The following is a 20,275-nucleotide window of genomic DNA, read 5'->3' on the forward strand; positions in this document are numbered from 1 at the left end:
TTTAACGGACGTCACCCATTAAGTTTTGGATTGGTTTTTTCACAATAAATAAGAGAATCCCAGCAACGACAGCTACAAGTCCGACAATCCCAAAATATGCTGACTCTGTTCCAGGTGTATAGAAACGAGCAATTTGAGCGTTAATGGCTTGTGAAGCGGCATCTGCTAATAACCAAATAGCAACGGTTTGAGCTTCGAAAGCTTTCGGTGCTAATTTTGTAGTAATCGATAAGCCAACGGGAGATAAACACATTTCTCCGACAATCATAATGAAGAAACTAAAGAATAACCAAAGTGGACTCACCCGTCCTTCGGTACCATAAAGTAGACCTGGCAACATTAATAAGACGAAGGAAAGACCAGCAAAGACTAGCCCTAGTGAAAACTTCACAACTGTTGATGGTTGACGTTTACCTAGTTTTGTCCATAATGTAACAAAAATAGGGGTCAAAATAACTACGAATACAGGATTTAATGATTGGAACCAGCTAGCGGCAATCGGGAAGCCAAACAAACTCGTTTGCGTCCGTTCATTTGCAAATAGAGCAAGAATAGACGAACCTTGTTCTTCCAATGACCAGAAAACAATTGCTGCTAAGAATAATGGCAAGTAAGCCAGAACTTTTGGTTTTTCTTCAGCAGTGACATCTTTAGACGTTAACATTTTGCTGAAATAATAAACAGGTAACAGGATTCCTAACACGCTGATGGTATTAATAAAGAAATCAATTGTTAAATGTCCTGTGACATAGGCGCCACCAAAAATAAGTAAAGCAACGACAATTGCCAACATAAATGCTTTAGCAAATTTCTTTTGCTCTTCTTTAGACATTGGATTAGTTGGGGCTTGACCAATCCCAGCAAGAGATTTACGTCCTTGGAAATAATATTGTAGTAGCCCGAAGAACATCCCTACTGCGGCAACTGAAAAGCCTAAATGATAATTATATTCTTGTCCTAAAGTTCCGACAACAAGGGGAGCGATTAAGGCTCCGATATTAATCCCCATGTAAAAAATGGAGAAGCCTGCATCTCTACGTAAGTCAGTTTTTGAATAAAGATGGCCAACCATCCCTGAAACGTTTGGTTTTAACATCCCAGTCCCAAACACAATCAACATAATAGAAACGAATAAGGCGGGGACACCAAATGGGGTAGCGAGAACAATATGTCCAGCAATGATTAGCAAACCACCAATAAAAATAGTTTTCCTTGAACCTAAGACACGGTCAGAGACCCAACCGCCAATGATACTGGACATGAAAACCATTGATCCATAAATGGACATGATGGCTAAGGCAGTTGCTTTGGGGAGACCTAAACCGCCATTGGCTACGGTATCGTAAATGTAATACATTAGAATAGCACGCATGCCGTAGTAACTGAAACGTTCCCACATTTCTGTGAAGAACAGTGTTGCTAGTCCTTTCGGTTGTCCCAGAAAGGATTTGTCTAATTTCTCAAGTTGTTCTTTGTCACTCATAGATAAAACTCCAATTCTTATAATATTCAGAATATTTGATAATAAAATGACTTAAATGTAGATTCATATATTTTATTACTCATAGATTGAAAATAGAAAGAGAAAAACTGATTACGTTTTTAAATAACAAGCGTTCGATTGATTGTTTGTTTTTTATTCGTGAATTACAATAAAAATGAATATTTATTCTGCTTTTATTTTCAATACTTTGTTTTCATAGTTGCTTTAGCTGTTCCTTTTTTGAATAAGATTAAAATGAATAAATAACAAGCAAAATATAAGATTTTTTTGTTTAACTCTTTTTGTTTCAATAGGAAGTGCTTAGTGTTTTTTCAGAATCGAAAAATGAATACGATAAAAAATTTAACTATATAATAGAAGGAAAAATAAAAATAGTGAATGATAAAAAAATTCAAAGAAAACACCTGTTCTTTTTAGGCGTGAGTTTTTGAAAAAAACATTCTCATGTCTAGTATATTTAACATTTTGTTACTTTTTGACTGAAACGAATGTAAAAAAACCGACATTTAAGGGCTAATCAAGGGTTAGAAAACGGTTTCTCAAAAATAAAATCCTGTTTTTTTTAACTTTTTTTCGCAAAATATAAACAGGATAATATCAAGCTTCCAGCAGCTTTTTATTACAAAATGTAACAAAATCGACATTCTAGTAATAAATTGTCACGAGATATTCACCTACGGCCGGCCATTCGATGATAAAGTATGTGAAGTCGTTTCGATAAAGCGAAGCAGACGTGGTTGTTGCCGAGAGCTAAGAGCAACAATCAAATATTTTTAATTACAAAGGAGAAACATACATGAAATCAATCAAAACGATTTTACTTGGAACAACTTTGGCCGCAGGTTTAGGATTATTCTTAGGAACAGACGCAAACGCAGAAAGCTTATATACAGTTAAAGCAGGAGATACTTTATCAACAATTTCTCATCAATTTGCAGGAGACAATAGCTTAATTCAAAAAATTGCTTCTGATAACAAATTGCCAAACCTTGATTTAATTTTTGAAGGAGAACAATTAGTTATTCGTTCAGAAAAAGAAGTTGCTAATACTCCAGCACCAGCTGTAGAAGTTGCACCAGTTCAACAAGTAGTTGAACAACCTGTTGCACAACCAGTACAACAAGAAGTACAACAACCTGTTGCTCAAGAAGTAGCGCAACCAGCAGCACCTGCCGCAAGCAGTGATGCAAAAGAGTGGATCGCACAACGTGAATCTAGTGGTTCTTACGATGCAACAAACGGCCAGTATATCGGTCGTTACCAATTATCTGCCTCTTATTTAAATGGTGACTATTCACCTGCCAACCAAGAACGCGTGGCAGATCAGTATGTAGCAGGTCGCTATGGTTCATGGGATGCAGCTAAATCATTCTGGTTAGCAAATGGTTGGTACTAAAATTAAATAAACGAAGTAATCTAATTACTTATTAAAAACCTTAAACAAAAAAACAGTAACCTGTAAAGATTACTGTTTTTTTTGTCGATTTGTTAAAGTACAACGCCCCACGCTCGTTAATTGGTGGTCTGCGTTATAAATTTTTGCTTCCCAAACTTGAAGGGTCCTTCCCGAGTGATCGGGCGTCGCAATCACGGTAAGGCTACCATCATGGACACTGCGAAGATGATTTACTTGTAAGTCTATGCCGACAGCAAAAGTGTTTTCAGGAACGTTTTCGTTCGCACCTAAACTACAGGCAGTTTCAATTAAGATGCCGTTTAAGCCCCCGTGGACAAGGCCATAGGGTTGTTTATGCACGTCTTTTACCGCTAAAGTAAGCTGACATTTCTCAGCAGAAACGTGTTGAATCGTGATGCCTAAATACTCTAAAAGATGAATAGTAATCAGTCCTTTCTAATAAAAGAGAGAATAAAAGGTTTTTTATTTATTATACAGGAATGAAGAAAATTTGAAATAGCCATGTTTTTTCTTAAAATTCAAGCGACTTTTTCTCTAAAGTGCCGATTCTTGTGTATAATAGAAAAGATGAGATTAATGAAGGAGGTTTCCTAATGAGAAACTGGACAACAATTAAAGAATATGATGAAATTTTATTTGAGCAAGCAGGCAAAGTAGCAAAAATTACTATCAACCGCCCGCATGTTCACAACGCATTCACACCGAAAACAGTCATGGAAATGATTGATGCATTCAACATTAGTCGTGATAAAGAAGATGTCGGGGTTATTATTTTAACAGGCGCAGGTGACCAAGCATTCTGTTCTGGTGGCGATCAAAAAGTTCGAGGTAATGGTGGATACGTTGGCGAAGACAACATTCCACGTTTAAATGTGTTAGATTTACAACGGTTAATCCGTGTCATTCCCAAACCAGTCATCGCAATGGTGAAAGGCTGGTCCATTGGCGGCGGCAATGTTTTACAATTAGTTTGTGATTTAACAATTGCGGCTGAAAATGCTAAGTTTGGGCAAACAGGACCAAATGTCGGTAGCTTTGATGGTGGATACGGCTCAGGTTACTTGGCGCGCGTTATCGGCCATAAAAAAGCGAAAGAAGTTTGGTTTATGTGTAAACAGTATTCTGCTCAAGAAGCTTTAGATATGGGCTGGATTAATACAGTTGTTCCATTGGAACAAGTAGAAGATGTGACAATGGAGTGGGCAGAAGAAATGTTAACCAAAAGCCCGATTGCTTTACGGATGATTAAAGCCTCTTTAAATGCCGATACAGATGGCTTGGCTGGTGTGCAACAATTAGCTGGTGATGCGACACTTCTTTACTATACAATGGCTGAAGCACAAGAAGGCCGAGATGCATTTAAAGAAAAACGGACACCAGATTTCGATCAATTCCCTAAATTCCCATAAACCAATGACTTGGTTAAATAAACAAGTACAAAAACGTCCCGATCATCCTGCTTTTTATTTTCAGGATGAATCTTGGACGTTTTTAGAAGTGCAACAAGAAGTCAGCCATTGGGTAGCCACATATCAACAGGTGCTTGCACCAGAAGAAAAACGTGTGGCTTTATTCAGTAAGAACAGCAAAGAGTTGTATTTTTCAATTCTAGCCTTATGGGAATTGGGGAAAGAGTTATTATTTTTAAATACGCATTTGACACTTGCTGAACTGACTTTTCAGTTAAAAGATGCGCAAGTTAAAACGATTATTGGTGCGCCTGAAACGCAGGCTTTGTTAGAGGAGATTTCTTTTGTCGACGTTCAGCCAATGGTTAAAAAACAGCATAGTCTTTCACATCAGGAGTTTCAACAGCCAAGTGACTTAGAGTCGGTGGCTTCTATTATGTATACATCTGGAACTACAGGACAGCCTAAAGGGGTCTTGCAACGGTTTAAAAATCATTTGGCCAGTGCTAGAGGCACTCAAGAAAATATGGGGATTACTGCTGAAGATTGTTGGTTGTGTGCAGTCCCATTATTTCACATTAGCGGATTGTCGATTGTTGTTCGACAACTCGTCTTAGGTTGTAGTATTCGCCTTTACGATAAATTTGATGAACAGCAAGTGACACAAGATTTACAAGAAGGCCGTGGAACCGTCATTTCAGTGGTTGCGACAATGTTACAACAATTATTGTCTGTCTATCCTGAAGCTGGCTACAGCGTCAGCTTTAAAGGAATGTTATTGGGCGGCGGACCGATTGCACCGGATAAATTAGCGCAGTGTGAGGAAAAAGGGATTCCAGTCATTCAATCTTATGGGATGACGGAAACGTGTTCGCAAGTTGTTGCCTTGAAATTTGAAGATGCGGCACTGAAAATCGGCTCTGCTGGACAACCGTTAAAAGATATGCAGATCAAAATTGTTGATGAACTAGGACAAGAACAGCCAGAAAAGCAAGTCGGGGAAATTTTACTTAAGGGACCAAACGTTGTTTCAGGTTACCTTAACCAGCGTCAACCTGAAAAATGGACAGCAGATGGTTGGTTTAAAACAGGCGACATGGGCTATTTAGATGCACAAGGTTACCTGTATTTGGTTAGTCGTTTAAGTGAACTCATTATCTCTGGTGGTGAAAATATTTACCCCACTGAGGTTGAACAGGTGTTACAGGCGATAACAGGAATTAAAGCAGCGGCAGTTGTAGGAGAACCAGATGCGCAATGGGGAGCCGTCCCAGTTGCATATGTGATTAGTGACCAAGAAATCACCTTAGCGCAAATTCAAGACCAGTGTTCACGAAAACTGGCAAAATATAAACGACCGAAACGCATTTATTTTTGTCATTCTTTCCCGCAAACAGCAAGTGGAAAGATTGCCAAACATCGTTTCATGACAGAAGAAAGAGAGGCGTTTTTAATCAGATGAAATTGCCTGATGAATTACGACAAGCCTATCAGAAGAATGCCCGTCAGTTCAGTTGGGTTTTTCCATTAGAAACAGAACAAACAGCCTTGGCAATTTTTGCCGCTGGTGAAAAGGCATACCAAGGAGAACGTTTTTTTTGGCAAACACCGAAAAAAGATTTTGCTTTGGTTGGCTTCGGATATGAAACTATCTTAAAAGGCGCAGAAACAGAAACGCATCAATTGAACAACTTTTTAAAAAAAGAGGCGGCAACTCGTTTTCAAAATATGTCTATTTCTGGTACGGGGGCCCTTCTGTTTGGCGGTTTGCCTTTTGATACAGAACAAACGCCTACTGAGGCCTGGGGAGAGTTAGGGGAAGGTTGGTTTTATCTACCAAGTATTCTATTTACTTTTTCAGGTTCACGTATTTATGGAACGCTGAACTTTTCAGGTTCTAGTGAACAAGAAGTCGAGGAATGTTGGTCGACTTTGGTGGCTCAGTTTGATCGCTTGTTAGCTACCTGTGAGGAGTTGCCAGCTGTAGCGGAAACAAAGATTGACAAGGAAGAAGTTGCCGTGACTGAATGGCTACAAGCTGTCAACGAAACAGTAGCAGTCTTAAGAGAAGATGGCCCTTTAAAAAAAGTGGTTTTGGCTCGACAACTTGCTGTGAGCAGTCCTGAAAAAATTCGAAGTAACCAAGTGCTCGTTAATTTAATGGCACAACAACAAAATACGTATTTGTTTGCTTTAGAATCCAAAGACACAAGTTTCATTGGTGCAACACCAGAACGACTTCTGTTGGGTACTAGAGAAACGTTTGCGACCGCTTGTATTGCAGGAACCATTAAAACGGGTCAAACACCAGAAGAAACGAAAACTTTAGGAGCACAACTTTTACAAGACCGCAAAAATACCGGAGAACACCAAATTGTGGTGGAACGTTTAGCGAAAGAGTTGGCGAAGATGACGACTTCTGAAAACAGTATTCAAGCACCCATTATTTTGGAAAATCGAGATGTACAACATCTTTATGTGCCAATCTCGGGTCAACGTAAACCGGGAATTTCGTTCTTGGAAAGTGTGATGCAGCTACACCCAACGCCAGCTTTAGGCGGTGAGCCCAAAGAGTTGGCAGTCGAATGGATTCGACAATATGAGCCAGGGAGTCGTGGGTTATATGGTGCGCCAATCGGTTGGATTTCAGGGAATGATGATAGTGGCGAGTTTGCTGTGGCCTTGCGTTCAGGTGTCTTTGCTGGTCAACAAGGCGTTCTTTATGCAGGTTGTGGTATTGTTGCGGATTCCCAAGCAGAGCTAGAAAGAGAAGAAACGAAAATAAAATTTCAACCGATGTTACGAGGAATTGGAGGGCAGGTTTAATGAATCATCAAGAAACAATGACCGATTATTTAATGGCCTTTATTGAAGGCTTAAAAAATAGTGGGGTTGAACAAGCAGTCATTAGTCCAGGGTCCCGTTCCACACCACTGGCTTTATTACTTCATCGGGAAACCGCAATCCAAACTTTTGTCGATGTCGATGAACGTTCCGCTGCTTTTTTTGCTTTAGGATTAAGTAAAGCGAGTCAAAAACCAGTGGTCTTACTTTGTACCTCTGGAACAGCAGCTGCAAACTATTATCCAGCAATTTGTGAAGCCAATATTAGCCATGTGCCTTTAGTCGTTTTAACAACGGATCGGCCGCATGAGTTACGTCAAGTTGGTGCTCCTCAAGCCATGGACCAATTACAAATGTATCAAAATCACGTGAAATTATTTGTTGAAATGGCTTTGCCAGAAGCAACAGAAGAGATGTTGAATTACGCCTATTGGCAAGGCGCTAAAGGAGCAGCTTTCGCGCAACAAACGCCTGCAGCACCTGTTCATTTGAATTTTCCTTTGCGGGAACCATTATTACCTGACTTAGAGAGAAAAACAAAGAGTTCTCAACAAACGGCTTTATTCGCTGGTCAATCAATCCTTTCTACAGAACAAGTGCAACAGTTAGCGGATCAATGGTACCAGAAAAACGGCGTTTTGGTTGTCGGTGGCAGTCATACAGAGGAAGAAGCGGCGTTATTTATTCAATTAGCCGAAGCTTTGCAATGGCCGTTACTAGCGGATCCTTTAGCAAACATTGTGACACATGGGCAAAATAGTGAAGTTATTATTGCACACAGTGATCTGTTTCTAAATGTGGCGACCTTGCCACAAGAACCAGAAGTGGTAGTGCGTTTTGGTTCGCTGCCAATTTCTAAAAACATCATGTTATGGTTGAAACGCTTAGCAACGACAGAGACTGCTTTTTATTTTGTGGACGAAAATGGGCAATGGCAAGAGCAATTGAAAAAATCACAAACAGTTATTCAGGCAAAGGAAACCACGTTTGTAGAACAACTGCTAACGGTTGTCAAATCAACAGAAGCGACTTGGTTAGCACAATGGCTCTTGCTGGAAAAAACGGTCTCTGAAGTTCTTCTAGAAACGCTGAACGCGACAGAATTAAATGAAACAACAGCCAGCTTAGCTGTTCACCAAACAATGAAAGAGAACGGTCAGTTATTTGTATCTAATAGTATGGCTATCCGCTACTTAGATCGATTTATGGATAGTCGCCCTTATCGGATGTTTGGAAATCGCGGCATCAACGGGATTGATGGGATTGTTTCAACTGCTTTAGGAATGAGTGCCGTAGCACCGACACAGCAAAACGTTCTACTGATTGGTGATTTAGCGCTATATCATGATATGAATGGTTTATTTTTGGCTAAACGTTATCAGTTGCCGTTAACAATTGTTTTATTAAATAACAATGGTGGCGGGATTTTCTCTTTTCTATCTCAACGAACTTTACGTGAGGACTATTTCGAGCCTTTATTTGGAACACCGCTTGATTTAGATTTCTCGTTAGTTGCTGAACTTTACGGTGCTTCGTATCAAGAAGTCAAAACAATCGCGGAGCTCAAGCAAATTTTACAAACAGCGGCTGAAGAACCACAATTTCAAGTGATAGAAGTCAAAGGAAATCGCCAAGAGAATGTTCATTTGTACGAATCAATTTTAGCTGAAATTGGTAGACGAGTAGAAAGACAGGGGATTTCATGGAACGGTTAATTCGGGGGATGCAGTACCATTATCAATGGTTAACACCTTTTGATGCAAAGCGAACGACAGTAGTCTGTTTACACGGTTTCACAGGAACGTTAGCCACGTTTGCAGCCGTTTTTCCCAGTCAAACACCTTATAACGTTTTAGGCATTGATTTACCTGGGCATGGCGCGACTGCTAGTTTGGTAGCACCAGAGCGTTATACCATGAAACAGGTTTGCCATGATCTTGCTGAACTAACCGAATCGCTAAATTTGCCTTGCTTTTGTTTATTAGGCTATTCAATGGGCGCTCGAACAGCTTTAGGTTTTGCATTACATTATCCACAAAAGGTACAGCATCTTTTATTGGAAAGTGGGTCACCAGGTTTGGCCACCGCCGCAGAACGTCAGACTCGTATCTGTCAAGATCATCGTTTGGCGGAACGTCTCTTAGAGGAACCGCTGGTGGATTTTATTGATTTTTGGCAAGAATTACCGTTATTTCAAACGCAAAAAGCCTTGTCTGTGGCACAGCAAATGGCCATTCGTCAGGAACGTTTGAGCCAATCGGCCTTTGGGTTGGCTAGTAGTTTGTGGTATATGGGTACAGGAGCGCAAGAGAGTTACTGGGAACGTCTAGCAGAATTGCAGCCGATTCCTACCGATTTATTGGTAGGCGGCGAAGATCAAAAATTTATTGGGATTGCGAAAAAAATGCAGGCACGTCAACCGTTGTTGAGGCTGACAATTTTTCCTGAAGCAGGACATTGTATCCATTTAGAACAACCAACGATTTTCTATGAAAAGGTGACAGCGTTATTGGAAGGAGCTATCTGAATGAACATTCAATCAATTGAAACCTATCAGGTTCGTTTGCCTTTAAAAACGCCGTTTGTCACGAGCTATGGTCGCTTGGAAGAAAAAGCGTTTGATCTATTTGTAATAACAGATGAGCAAGGAAATCAAGGGTTTGGCGAATTAGTGGCTTTTGAGCAACCTGATTATGTGCAAGAAACGTTGGTAACCGAACGCTTCATCATCCAACAGCATTTAATTCCGTTACTTTTAACAGAAGCGATTGAACAGCCGCAAGAGGTTTCAACAATTTTTGAAGAAGTTAAAGGACATTGGATGGGAAAAGCTGCGTTAGAAACTGCCATCTGGGATTTATATGCCAAACGGCAACAGAAGAGTTTAACTGAATTTTTTGGACCAACGCGGAGGAAAATTCCTGTAGGGATTAGTTTAGGGATTCAAGAAGACTTACCTCAATTGCTTAAACAAGTTCAGTTAGCTGTAGAAAAAGGGTATCAACGAGTGAAGCTGAAAATTCGTCCCGGTTATGATGTGGAACCTGTTGCTTTGATTCGTCAGCATTTTCCTAACTTGCCTTTAATGGTCGATGCAAATTCAGCGTATACATTGGCAGATTTGCCTCAATTGCAACGTTTAGATCACTATCAATTAGCGATGATTGAACAGCCTTTTGCTGCAGATGATTTTTTAGACCACGCACAATTACAAAGAGAACTGAAGACAAGAATTTGTTTGGATGAAAATATTCGTAGTCTCAAAGACTGCCAAGTGGCGTTAGCATTGGGCAGTTGCCGTAGTATCAATTTGAAGATTCCTCGTGTAGGTGGGATTCACGAGGCGTTGAAGATTGCCACATTTTGCCAAGAAAATGATTTATTGGTTTGGTTAGGTGGCATGTTTGAGTCTGGTGTTGGACGCGCATTGAATTTGCAATTTGCGTCACAGCCTACCTTTTCCTTTCCAGGTGATATTTCAGCCACGGAACGCTATTTTTATGAAGATATCATCACTGAACCTTTTGTTTTAGAGCAAGGGACAATGACCGTGCCTCAGGGACTTGGTATTGGTGTTACACTTTCTCATACAAATTTGCTAAAATACAGTCAGTATCAAAAAATCATGTAATGATAACAAAATTGCGCCTATGACTATGCAGAGAAGCATAATCTAGGCGCAATTTTTTATTTTTCTAATTGACTCGCTGCGGCTTCATCCAAGAGAACCGTTAAATTTGGGTGGAGTTGAAGAATAGAAGCAGGATACGTTTCTGTGACAGGTCCTTGGAGCACTTGTTTGACCATCTGAGCTTTTTGTTCACCATTTACAATTAGGACAAGGTGCTTAACTTTCATGATGCTGGCTGGCCCCATCGTAACAAAGGTCATGCCTGGCTGCATCATTTCAGGAACAAACCAAGGCTCTGAACCAGTGACGGTCACTTGATAGGTTTCATTTTTAAAATGAGTGGTAGTGGGCATGTTCCCACAAAAATGACCATCTGCTCCTAAGCCAATTAACATCAAATCTAAGCCGCCTGCGTCAGCAATCCGTTGTTCTTGTTGTTGAAAGTTTTCAACAGTTAATGGATGGATGTTTTGCTCGGATATTTCTGCAGGTGTCAAATACAGCGTCCGCAAATCTGTCAGAGTAATGCCTTCCTTTTGATGAGGAACGGGGATTTCATCAAAGTTATAATAATGAACATTATCAAAGTTAGATGAATTTTTCACAATCGAGGCTAATTTTTGGTAAACAAGTGCTGGTGTTTTGCCAGCGGTAATTGATAAATTCACTCGTTTATCTTGGCTCATCGTGCTTAGAAGTAACATTTTTGCCCATTCGCTCATCGTGTCGAAATCTTGTTTAATTAAAATTTTCATACTTGCTCACTCCATTCTTTGAATAAGCTAAGTATAATTTGTGGGAACCATCCCATGTCAAGCTCTTCACAAAAAGGATTTAATTAACGGTGGGCAAAAGAAAGAGGAGCAGCCGTCAAAACGACGGCTGCTCCTCTTTTTAAAACTTAAGATAACCTACAACGAGTTAACTTTTTAGCTTTCTGTTCCACTTGCTCCAACGCTGGTCTAAACGTTCTTTTGACCAACACTGTTTAACAAAGAATTTTATTTTATTGTTCTTTTAACCATTTTTCTAGTTGTAAACGTTGCACTTTCATAGTAGCTGTGTGAGGGATTTCGTCAAAAGCCATAATGATAGGTTCGTTTAAATGTGGTAAATCGGCTACTTGTGTCCACCAAGCGTCCCAATCCATTTCTTCCCCAGGGACAACCGCTAAAATTGGCTGAGGTTCATTTTCTTTGCCACGGACAATAATCACTTCTTCTAAGAAATCTAATGCATCCAATAAATGATCTTCAATAGCTAAATTACTGTCGATGTTTTCAATTAGATCTACTTGGCGATCTTTCAAGAATAAGTGGCCGCGTTCATCTAACATTCCGTAATCGCCGCTGTCCCACCATTCGCCGTAGACATTTTCTGCAAAGCGGGCATCTTCTTTGTAATATGTTAAGGCCCGTCCTTTTGATAAGAATTGGATATGGCCGTCCGTCATCGCAGGTAAAACTTGTCCTTTTTCATCGGTAATTCGAGCTTGTGTTAAATCCTCTAAACCAACGCCCATGTCACGAGCATCTGAATCTTTTAGGGATTCTAAAGTATGCGCTCGTAAGATCATTGGCCCGCATTCGCTTTGTCCATAAACTTGTAGGAAAATTGGTTCATTGGCAGCAGATGCTTTTAAGAAAGCCACCATTGTAGCGTTGTTAATTGCATCAAAAGTAGAATGATAATAATGGACACTAGCGAAGGCTTCAGGTTTTTCTTTGGCCAAACGAACCCATTGAACGAAGTTATTGGGGTGTGTTTCTACAGCGATTGGTTGATAGGTGCTGAACATTTCAGCGACTTTTTCGCTCGAAGCATTTGCTAAAGGCATCATAGGGAAGCCCATGGCCATTAAAGAAGACACGCCAATGTTAAAACGAGAATGAACTGGCGAAATATGAAAGCCAACTAATTTCTTTTCAGCAATTTTTGTAAAAATGGTTTTTTGCCATTTTGTACGCCAACCCATAGAGTGATTGGAATGACAGATAAGTTTAGGAATACCTGTTGTTCCAGAGGTGTGGGTCATGTAGGCAATTTCGTCTTTAGTCAGTTCGTCTTGAGGAACTTCCGTGGCATCAGCTTCTAAAAGAGAAGCAACCGAAAGTTTTTTATTGGCAGAGCTGTTACGAACAGCTTGAACTTTTTCAGCAGTCACATCATCAAATAAAATATAAGGATCTTCTAAACGATCAACGAATACTTCAATTGTTTCAAAAGGTAAATGGTATGAAACCATTACAGGAACGGCTGCTAGATATGAGGCTGCAACAGCTAGTAAATACGTGTCGAATTTAGGACTTTTATAAATAATAATTTTGTCGCCTTTTTTTACACCTAAAGTGGCTAATTGATATGCCCGTTTCAAAATTTCTTGATGGCTTTCACCATAAGTTGTTTCTAAGCCAAGTGCAGGAAAAGCAGGCAAAGATTCATCAAAAATAATTGGAACAGTTGGTGTTTTTTCTGCGGCTTCTTGATAGTTTGTATAGAGGTTTAATGGTTGATAATCAAGTAAGTGTGTCAAGGGAAAGTCTCCTTTGTAAAATAGTTTGTGTACAAATGTACAAGTTCACTTTATCCTATCATAGAATGGGTTCTTTTTCTACGTCAAAAATACAACGTTAAATGTTATTTTTTATTATTCACAAGCACAACGTTTGCTGTATCTGGCAAAGTTTCCTACAATAATTATGTAAGTAACAAGTTCTCAGAAGTGTAAAACTTTACAAAGGAGAGGAATTTACATGAAAAAAATCTATGAAACAACTATCATTAATACGGGTGGACGTGCAGGAGAAGTTCACTCACCGGATAAATCATTTTCTTATGCGGTTGCTTCGCCAGGTGTTAAGAAAGAAAATACAACAAATCCAGAACAATTATTCGCAGCGGCTTACAGTGCTTGCTTTAACGGTGCATTAGAATTAGTGATGGATCAAGAAAAAGTCGAAGGTAAAAGTACAGTAACTGCACGTGTATCCTTATTCCAAGGAGAAGATGGGTTTAGCGTTGGTGCTGAATTAGAAGTTCATATTGATGGGGTAGATCAAGCTAAAGCAGAAGAACTTGTTAAAAAAGCCCACGAAATTTGCCCATATTCTAAAGCAACAAGAAATAATATAGATGTTAAATTAACAGTGATTTAATTAAAAAAGAAGCGCTTTGTCTATACGACAAAGCGCTTCTTTTTTAGATAACAGTCCACAAATTATACATATTTAACAAAATAACTAAAAAAACAACTAAACTATAAATTTGGGCGACCCGTTGTTGAGATAATTTTTTACTGAAAAGACCGCCGACATAACCACCGAATAAAGCGGCAGGAATAATAGCCCAAAGCATTGTTAAATCAAAAACCGCAAACCCTGTGGTCAAGCCGATATTGCCAAGTTTGGCGAGTTGGGAGAAAAAAATAGTAATGATGGAATAGACAGTTGCTGATTTGATATCCATTCCAAAAAAGAGAATAAGGCAAGCTACATTAATGGGACCGCCACCGATGCCTAAAAAGGTTGATAGAATCCCTAAGCCTAATCCGACAATCAGAAAAATGCTCAATCCGTTGAGGTGTAAGTGCCAGTTGGAAAATTGATTGTAGAGAAGAACCAAAACCAAGGTCAGCAACATGATGATATATTGGATTAGTTGTACTTTTTCTTCATTTGGCGCTAGTGCAATCGCCTGATTAAGAAGTAAATCACCTAACATGCCGCCGACTAAGGAACCAAACGAAATACTCGCGGCTTTTTTCCATTCAATTTGGACACCATTTTGATACTGTTTATAAGTCGAAGAAATGGACATGACAAAAACAGCGACACTTGAATAGAACGCAATACTATTTAACGAATGGAACCCAAGAAAATCCAAAACAGGCTTAATAATGACGCCTCCACCCATCCCAGAGAGCGCCCCAACTGTATTGGATAGAAAAATAGTTATGAAATAAATCAGCAAAACCCGCACATAATCACTCCTAAACCGTTTTCTTTTAGTATAGCACAAAAATTATATAAGAAATATAATTTCATTTAAAAATATTTTTAAAAAGAACTTGAAATGATATTTCTTTAATGGTATTCTACAAATACAAAAAAGAAAACGCATTCAAGGAGGATGAGAAAGCATGACAGTATCGATTGGTATTATTTTGATTTTATGTCTTTACACAGTTGTTGGTGTACTTGACCAAATTTCTATTCAGATTGGTCCATATACACCATTGTTTGCTGCAACGTTTACTGGCCTAGTCTTAGGGGATGTTCAAACAGGTTTGATGATTGGGGCAACGCTTCAATTGATGACATTAGGCGTAGCGACTTATGGAGGAGCAACAGTCCCAGACTTTCTTTCAGGGGCCATTATGGGAACGGCTTATGCAATTATTTCAGGGAAAGGGGCAGAGTATGGTATCGGAGTTGCGGTTCCAATTGGGTTATTATTAACACAACTAGATATTTTAGGCAGAATGGCTAATACGTTTTTCCAACACAAAGCAGATCGCTATGCGGAAGAAGGCAATTATAAAGGGGTCGAGCGCTGCAATGTTTTAGGAATTTTTCCTTGGACGATTTCTCGTGTCATCCCAGTTTTTATTGGCCTAGCTTTTGGTGAACAAGTTGTAAACGCTATCAACAATTGGATTCCTATTTGGGTGATGAATGGGCTAAAAGCAGCAGGCGCTATTTTACCAGCGATGGGGATTGCTATTTTAATGCGTTACTTACCAATTAAAACATACTGGCCCTATTTTATTATTGGGTTCGTGTTACTTGCTTATGGGGCCCAATTCTTCTCAGTTTTAGGTGTCGCACTGGTTGGCTTGGCTTTAGCAGCGATTTATGTGATGAATCATAACAAAGGCGGCGCAGCTACAACAAGTGGCACGGTTATTTACGAAGATGATGAGGAGGTTGAGATTGATGACTAACAAATTAACAAAAAAGGATATTAATAAAGTTTACGTCCGTAATCTTTTTGGCTATCAGTGGGGCTGGAACTATGAAAAAATGCAAGGACTTGGTTACGCTTGGGTGATGATGCCTGCATTAAAGCGACTATATAGTGAAGATCCAGTAGCTATGAAGAAAGCCTTGAAGACACATCTTGGCTTTATGAATACAACGCCAGCCATGTCGCATTTAATTGTCGGAGCTGATATGGCTTTGGAAGAAGAAGTCGGCATTGAAGATGAAACGGCCATTACTGGCTTGAAAACAGGTCTAATGGGTCCGTTTGCTGGTGTTGGTGATACCATTTTTATCGCGATTTATCGTGCGATTGTTTTTTCGATTGCAGCTTACATGGCGCAAGGGGGCCAGGTTGTTGGGTTACTGATTCCGTTAATTGCCGGAGCAGTGGTCCTATGGGTTCGCTATAAATTCACTTGGATTGGTTACCATCAAGGGAAAAAAATTGCGACAGAATTTGCGGATAAAATGAAATTGTTTACGCAAGGTGCAGCTATTTTAGGGTTAACGGTGGTCGGCGGTTTGATTCCTTCGGTAATTACTTACAAATTAGATTTAACTTATAAAATGGGAGATGTAACATTATCAGTTCAAGAAATGTTGGATAAAATTTTACCCGCATTAATTCCTTTAGGGATTGTTCTTTTATCCTATTGGTTACTAGGGAAAAAGAAAATGAATTCAACACGGCTAATCTTTGTTTTAATTTTAATTGGCATGGTTTTAGGCAATTTACAACCAATGTTGGCTTGGGTTGGCGGTTTATTTTAAAAAAATAGTATATAATAGGAGAGATTTATTATGACAATTGTACATGCAAGAGTAGATGAGCGTTTAATTCACGGACAAGTTGCAACCGTTTGGACGAATACGGTTGGAGCACAAAGAATCATGGTAGTAAATGATGCCGCTGTCAAAGATCAATTACAAATTGGTGCCTTAAAAATGGCCAAGCCTGCAGGAGTTAAATTATCCATTTTATCGAAACGTAAAGCGATTGAAAAAATTTTAGCAGGCAATTATGATGAAGAAAAAGTCTTTTTAATTACGAAAGACATTGCAGATATGGCGGCTTTAATTGATGGTGGTGTTCCGTTGCAGAGCTTCAATGTCGGCAATATTTCTCAAAAAGAAGGCAGTCGAGCAATTAAAAAATCTGTTGCATTAACCGATGAAGATATTCAAACTGTTCGTCGTTTAACAGATAATGGGGTGACTATTACCGCACAGATGATCCCTTCTGAACCAAACGAAGCAATTTTAACTTTCATAAAATAGAAATGGAGATGAGAAGATGGAGCCAATCCGTTCAATCAGACAAAAATATAAGGACTTTTCCAAAGTAAATAAGAGAATCGCAGACTATATACTGAAGGATCCGACCCGTCTTCTCTCATTAACAGCAAACGAAATTGCTAGCAATAGCGAAACTTCTCCAGCATCAGTTACCCGTTTTTCTAAACAATTAGGGTTTGACAGCTGGGAAGAGTTAAAACTATCCATTGCAGCGGTACAAGCTGCCAGTAACGGTAAAAAAGATATTGATCCAATTGTAGCGGCGGATGATTCGGTGGATACTATTTGTATGAAAGTGGAATCTTTATTAAATGCTACGATTGAGGATTTATTTTATACAGTGGATAAACAAGCCTTGGAACGAGCAATCGCGCATGTTAAAAAAGCGGAAAAAATTCATTTGGTTGGAATTGGTGCCTCTTCTTTAACGACTTATAATCTTTATCACAAGTTTAACCGCGCTGGTCGCCAAGCAATTTTTAATTATGATAGTCACATGATGTTGGAGTTTTTAAATTATGCAACGGCACAAGACATTTTGATCACGGTCTCCTATAGTGGTTTGACAAAAGAAGCCTTAATCGCCTGTGAAATTGCCAAAAATAGAGGCGCAACGGTTATTTTTATTACCAGTAACGATGGAGAAAACGTGCGATCATTGAGCGATGAAGTTCTTTTAGTCCCCAATAATGAGCACCTCATTCGAGTTGGGGCTATTTCATCGATTGCTTCGTCAATGGCAATTGGCGATGTTCTGTATTTAGGTTCAATTCAAGATGATTTAGACACAGAAATTGAACGCAATATGATTGAAACGAGTCAACTTGTCAGCCGTCTAAAAGAGAAGTAGGGGTGTGCAAGCAAATGAACTTAGAAGGATTAACGACAGAAGCCAGAAATGAAGCGACTAAAAAGATTGACCAAGTGTCAACATTAGAAATGGTAACTTTAATAAATCAAGAAGACCAAAAGGTAGCACAAGCAATTGAAAAGGTGCTTCCGCAGATTGCTGCAGCAATTGATGCAGCGGCAGAACGATTTAAAAAAGGGGGCCGTTTAATCTATTGTGGTGCAGGAACGTCTGGACGTTTAGGTGCTTTGGATGCGATTGAATTAACGCCCACATATAGTGTGTCGCCAGAACGCGCATTTGGTATTTTAGCTGGTGGTGAAAAAGCAATGTATCAAGCAATTGAAGGTGCTGAAGACTCGAAAGAATTAGCTATCGAAGATTTAACGCAACATCAATTGACCGCCCGAGATGTCGTAATTGCGATTGCTGCTAGTGGTCGGACACCATATGCTGTTTCCGCAATTGAATACGGAAAAAAAGTGGGCGCTCTAACCATTTCAGTTACCTGTAATAATCAAAGTCCGATGAATCAATTGGCGGAAATTGGGATTGCGCCAATTGTAGGACCGGAAGTCATTACAGGATCAACTAGAATGAAAGCGGGTTCAGCACAGAAAATGGTGTTAAATATGTTTTCAACAGGGATTATGGTTAAAGTAGGGAATATCTATCAAAATTTGATGGTCAACGTACAACCAACGAACGAAAAATTAATTCAACGTGCCACGAATATCATTAAAGAAGCAGCAGAAATCGAGGAATCGCAAGCCAAAGAATACTTGGAGGCAGCACAGCTAGAAGTGGCACCAGCCATTGTAATGGCGAAAGCCCACGTTGATTTTCAAAAAGCCAAACAACTATTAGCAGAACATGACGGACGGATTTCAGAAGTTTTAGCATAGAAGTGGTGAACAATGAATCAAATCGCAATTCAAGAAACAATTCAGAGACTGATTAATCAGCAAGTCGTTCCGGGTGTCGCTTGGGGGACGATCACAGAAGATAGCTTATCAGAACAGTATACGGGCTTTTTAGGTAATACTGGTCCATTTGCAAGACAAAAGGTTTCATCAGCTAGCCTGTATGATTTAGCGTCCTTAACGAAAGTTATTGGGACAACAAATCGAATGTTACAATTAATCGATACAAATCAGCTTACTTTTTCAACCACTGTGGGGGAAATCCTACCTGATTATCAAGGACTATCTTGTTCGATTGGGGAGCTTCTACTGCATCAGAGCGGACTGCCAGCTGATGTTGTCGATAAGAAAAATGTCACAAAAAAAAGCTTGCAAGAAATCATTTTAACGCATTCGTTATCTGAACGAGGGAAAACCACTTATTCTGATTTAGGGTATTACTTATTGGGAGAAATTATTCAAGTATTGGATCGCTGCTCATTAGAAGAGAGCTTTCAAACATACTTATTTCAACCAATGAACCTACAGCATACAAGTTTTACGGTCAGCGATTTTGCCCAGGCAGTGCCCACAGAGATTACAAAACAACGCGGCGTTATTCAGGGAGTGGTCCACGATTCGAAAGCCTATCAACTAAAAGCGCCAATTGGCAGTGCAGGTTTATTTGCAACTTTACCAGATTTACTCACTTTTGTTCAGTGTTTTATGAACAATCGCTACCCGTCTGGCAAACCATTATTTTCTGAAAAAATGTTCGATGCTCTCTGGTCTATGAACCAAGGGGGACGTACATTTGGTTGGGAAGTGAAAAAGACGCAAGCAGGGGCAGGCTATTTGTATCATACTGGCTTTACTGGAACGGCGATTGGTATGAAAAAAGAGACCAAAGAAGCCCTAATTTTGCTGACGAATCGGATTCATCCCACTCGTGAAGAACGTGGCTTTCTGAAAGCACGAACAAAAATTTATCAGCAGTATTTTTAGGAGGATATGATGAAACCAAAATTAATTTTAATGAGCCATGGACGGATGGCAGAAGAAACCTTAGCTTCTACTCAAATGATTGTCGGGGAATTAGCAGATGCTGCGATTGTGTCAATGACCGCAGAAGATGGCTTGAGCGGCACGCAAGCAAAACTGGCAGCAATCTTAAAAGAAGCTGGCAATGTCCCGACGCTTGTATTAGCTGATTTAAAAGGAGGAACACCTTGTAATGTGGCTATGATGGCCATGGGCACTTATCCGCAATTGCGAGTAGTCGCTGGACTTAATTTAGCAATGGCAATTGAAGCAGCCGTCTCACCTGTGGAAAATGTGGATGAATTAGCTGCATATTTAACGCAAATTGGCCAATCTGCGGTGACCACGATTGACTTACCTGAATTAACAGATGAAGAAGAATTTGAAGAATAGCAAAAA

The 20,275-nt window shown here is 39.6% G+C and carries 20 protein-coding genes; 15 read left to right on the top strand and 5 right to left on the bottom strand.

The annotated features are described in order from the left end of the window. Position 1 precedes the first annotated feature (1 nt). Entirely contained in the window at positions 2-1,483 is a 1,482-nt protein-coding gene (locus tag IGI63_RS11445) for a peptide MFS transporter (protein WP_429975823.1), read from the bottom strand. Between the two features lie 817 nt (positions 1,484-2,300). Here IGI63_RS11445 and IGI63_RS11450 point away from each other — a divergent pair. Beyond that, positions 2,301-2,900, top strand: a complete 600-nt coding sequence (locus IGI63_RS11450) for a LysM peptidoglycan-binding domain-containing protein (protein ID WP_002355317.1) — start codon at positions 2,301-2,303, stop codon at positions 2,898-2,900. A gap of 69 nt (positions 2,901-2,969) precedes the next feature. On the opposite strand, the gene IGI63_RS11455 is transcribed toward IGI63_RS11450, so the two are convergent. Further along, entirely contained in the window at positions 2,970-3,350 is a 381-nt protein-coding gene (locus IGI63_RS11455) for a PaaI family thioesterase (protein ID WP_276338594.1), read from the bottom strand. 110 nt (positions 3,351-3,460) lie between these two features. On the opposite strand from IGI63_RS11455, the gene menB reads away from it, so the two are divergent. From menB to menC, 6 genes are read left to right on the top strand one after another with little or no spacing between them, the layout of a single operon-like run. Beyond that, positions 3,461-4,330, top strand: coding sequence for a 1,4-dihydroxy-2-naphthoyl-CoA synthase (gene menB, locus IGI63_RS11460; RefSeq protein WP_002385329.1), 870 nt, complete (start codon positions 3,461-3,463; stop codon positions 4,328-4,330). Positions 4,331-4,334: 4 nt separating this feature from the next. Continuing rightward, the gene (locus IGI63_RS11465; RefSeq protein ID WP_016617046.1) at positions 4,335-5,792 is read left to right on the top strand and encodes an o-succinylbenzoate--CoA ligase; all 1,458 of its coding nucleotides are present in this window, start codon (positions 4,335-4,337) and stop codon (positions 5,790-5,792) included. After that, positions 5,789-7,156 (top strand): isochorismate synthase, encoded by a 1,368-nt coding sequence (locus tag IGI63_RS11470; RefSeq protein WP_429975824.1) that lies wholly within the window; start codon positions 5,789-5,791, stop codon positions 7,154-7,156. The genes IGI63_RS11465 and IGI63_RS11470 overlap by 4 nt, the downstream gene beginning before the upstream one ends. Further along, positions 7,156-8,889: a 2-succinyl-5-enolpyruvyl-6-hydroxy-3-cyclohexene-1-carboxylic-acid synthase gene (menD, locus tag IGI63_RS11475; protein ID WP_429975825.1), complete on the top strand. Its 1,734-nt coding sequence runs from the start codon at positions 7,156-7,158 to the stop codon at positions 8,887-8,889. Before IGI63_RS11470 ends, menD begins: the two co-directional genes overlap by 1 nt. Beyond that, positions 8,877-9,701, top strand: a complete 825-nt coding sequence (menH, locus tag IGI63_RS11480; protein ID WP_010819179.1) for a 2-succinyl-6-hydroxy-2,4-cyclohexadiene-1-carboxylate synthase — start codon at positions 8,877-8,879, stop codon at positions 9,699-9,701. Before menD ends, menH begins: the two co-directional genes overlap by 13 nt. Continuing rightward, positions 9,702-10,805: an o-succinylbenzoate synthase gene (gene menC, locus IGI63_RS11485; RefSeq protein WP_010822488.1), complete on the top strand. Its 1,104-nt coding sequence runs from the start codon at positions 9,702-9,704 to the stop codon at positions 10,803-10,805. 56 nt (positions 10,806-10,861) lie between these two features. Here menC and IGI63_RS11490 read toward each other — a convergent pair whose 3' ends face one another. Continuing rightward, on the bottom strand, positions 10,862-11,560 hold the full coding sequence (locus tag IGI63_RS11490) for a glucosamine-6-phosphate deaminase (RefSeq protein WP_429975826.1): 699 nt from the start codon (positions 11,558-11,560) through the stop codon (positions 10,862-10,864). 251 nt (positions 11,561-11,811) lie between these two features. Further along, positions 11,812-13,338, bottom strand: a complete 1,527-nt coding sequence (locus IGI63_RS11495; protein ID WP_002355329.1) for an AMP-binding protein — start codon at positions 13,336-13,338, stop codon at positions 11,812-11,814. A gap of 220 nt (positions 13,339-13,558) precedes the next feature. Between IGI63_RS11495 and IGI63_RS11500 the strand changes: the two genes are divergently transcribed. Further along, complete coding sequence (locus tag IGI63_RS11500; RefSeq protein WP_002355332.1) at positions 13,559-13,960, top strand: organic hydroperoxide resistance protein; 402 nt, start codon at positions 13,559-13,561, stop codon at positions 13,958-13,960. A 43-nt stretch (positions 13,961-14,003) separates the two neighbouring features. On the opposite strand, the gene IGI63_RS11505 is transcribed toward IGI63_RS11500, so the two are convergent. After that, complete coding sequence (locus IGI63_RS11505; RefSeq protein ID WP_225581367.1) at positions 14,004-14,774, bottom strand: sulfite exporter TauE/SafE family protein; 771 nt, start codon at positions 14,772-14,774, stop codon at positions 14,004-14,006. A gap of 169 nt (positions 14,775-14,943) precedes the next feature. Between IGI63_RS11505 and IGI63_RS11510 the strand changes: the two genes are divergently transcribed. From IGI63_RS11510 to IGI63_RS11540, 7 genes are read left to right on the top strand one after another with little or no spacing between them, the layout of a single operon-like run. After that, positions 14,944-15,747, top strand: coding sequence for a PTS mannose/fructose/sorbose/N-acetylgalactosamine transporter subunit IIC (locus IGI63_RS11510; protein WP_002358431.1), 804 nt, complete (start codon positions 14,944-14,946; stop codon positions 15,745-15,747). Then, positions 15,740-16,558 carry a PTS system mannose/fructose/sorbose family transporter subunit IID gene (locus IGI63_RS11515; protein ID WP_002355336.1) on the top strand — a complete coding sequence of 273 codons (819 nt, stop codon included), beginning with the start codon at positions 15,740-15,742 and terminating at the stop codon, positions 16,556-16,558. The genes IGI63_RS11510 and IGI63_RS11515 overlap by 8 nt, the downstream gene beginning before the upstream one ends. Positions 16,559-16,588: 30 nt before the next feature. After that, positions 16,589-17,065 (top strand): PTS system mannose/fructose/N-acetylgalactosamine-transporter subunit IIB, encoded by a 477-nt coding sequence (locus IGI63_RS11520; RefSeq protein WP_002355337.1) that lies wholly within the window; start codon positions 16,589-16,591, stop codon positions 17,063-17,065. 16 nt (positions 17,066-17,081) lie between these two features. Continuing rightward, on the top strand, positions 17,082-17,933 hold the full coding sequence (locus IGI63_RS11525) for a MurR/RpiR family transcriptional regulator (RefSeq protein WP_002355339.1): 852 nt from the start codon (positions 17,082-17,084) through the stop codon (positions 17,931-17,933). Positions 17,934-17,947: 14 nt separating this feature from the next. Further along, a complete protein-coding gene (gene murQ / locus IGI63_RS11530; protein ID WP_002355340.1) occupies positions 17,948-18,838 on the top strand; it encodes an N-acetylmuramic acid 6-phosphate etherase in 891 nt (296 codons plus the stop codon). 12 nt (positions 18,839-18,850) lie between these two features. Then, a complete protein-coding gene (locus IGI63_RS11535; RefSeq protein ID WP_002401733.1) occupies positions 18,851-19,840 on the top strand; it encodes a serine hydrolase domain-containing protein in 990 nt (329 codons plus the stop codon). A gap of 9 nt (positions 19,841-19,849) precedes the next feature. Next, positions 19,850-20,269 (top strand): PTS sugar transporter subunit IIA, encoded by a 420-nt coding sequence (locus IGI63_RS11540; RefSeq protein WP_002363016.1) that lies wholly within the window; start codon positions 19,850-19,852, stop codon positions 20,267-20,269. Positions 20,270-20,275: the final 6 nt, after the last annotated feature.

Source organism: Enterococcus sp. DIV0086, from assembly GCF_050498705.1.
GTDB classification, from domain to species: Bacteria; Bacillota; Bacilli; order Lactobacillales; family Enterococcaceae; genus Enterococcus; species Enterococcus faecalis.

Coding starts and splice junctions, on each gene's coding strand:
- IGI63_RS11525 (WP_002355339.1), top strand. CDS start 17,082: ATGGAGCCAATCCGTTCAATCAGACAAAAATATAAGGACTTTTCCAAA.
- IGI63_RS11450 (WP_002355317.1), top strand. CDS start 2,301: ATGAAATCAATCAAAACGATTTTACTTGGAACAACTTTGGCCGCAGGT.
- IGI63_RS11535 (WP_002401733.1), top strand. CDS start 18,851: ATGAATCAAATCGCAATTCAAGAAACAATTCAGAGACTGATTAATCAG.
- menH (WP_010819179.1), top strand. CDS start 8,877: ATGGAACGGTTAATTCGGGGGATGCAGTACCATTATCAATGGTTAACA.
- IGI63_RS11540 (WP_002363016.1), top strand. CDS start 19,850: ATGAAACCAAAATTAATTTTAATGAGCCATGGACGGATGGCAGAAGAA.
- IGI63_RS11510 (WP_002358431.1), top strand. CDS start 14,944: ATGACAGTATCGATTGGTATTATTTTGATTTTATGTCTTTACACAGTT.
- IGI63_RS11500 (WP_002355332.1), top strand. CDS start 13,559: ATGAAAAAAATCTATGAAACAACTATCATTAATACGGGTGGACGTGCA.
- IGI63_RS11520 (WP_002355337.1), top strand. CDS start 16,589: ATGACAATTGTACATGCAAGAGTAGATGAGCGTTTAATTCACGGACAA.
- IGI63_RS11465 (WP_016617046.1), top strand. CDS start 4,335: ATGACTTGGTTAAATAAACAAGTACAAAAACGTCCCGATCATCCTGCT.
- menD (WP_429975825.1), top strand. CDS start 7,156: ATGAATCATCAAGAAACAATGACCGATTATTTAATGGCCTTTATTGAA.
- murQ (WP_002355340.1), top strand. CDS start 17,948: ATGAACTTAGAAGGATTAACGACAGAAGCCAGAAATGAAGCGACTAAA.
- menC (WP_010822488.1), top strand. CDS start 9,702: ATGAACATTCAATCAATTGAAACCTATCAGGTTCGTTTGCCTTTAAAA.
- IGI63_RS11490 (WP_429975826.1), bottom strand. CDS start 11,560: ATGAAAATTTTAATTAAACAAGATTTCGACACGATGAGCGAATGGGCA.
- IGI63_RS11470 (WP_429975824.1), top strand. CDS start 5,789: ATGAAATTGCCTGATGAATTACGACAAGCCTATCAGAAGAATGCCCGT.
- IGI63_RS11445 (WP_429975823.1), bottom strand. CDS start 1,483: ATGAGTGACAAAGAACAACTTGAGAAATTAGACAAATCCTTTCTGGGA.
- IGI63_RS11515 (WP_002355336.1), top strand. CDS start 15,740: ATGACTAACAAATTAACAAAAAAGGATATTAATAAAGTTTACGTCCGT.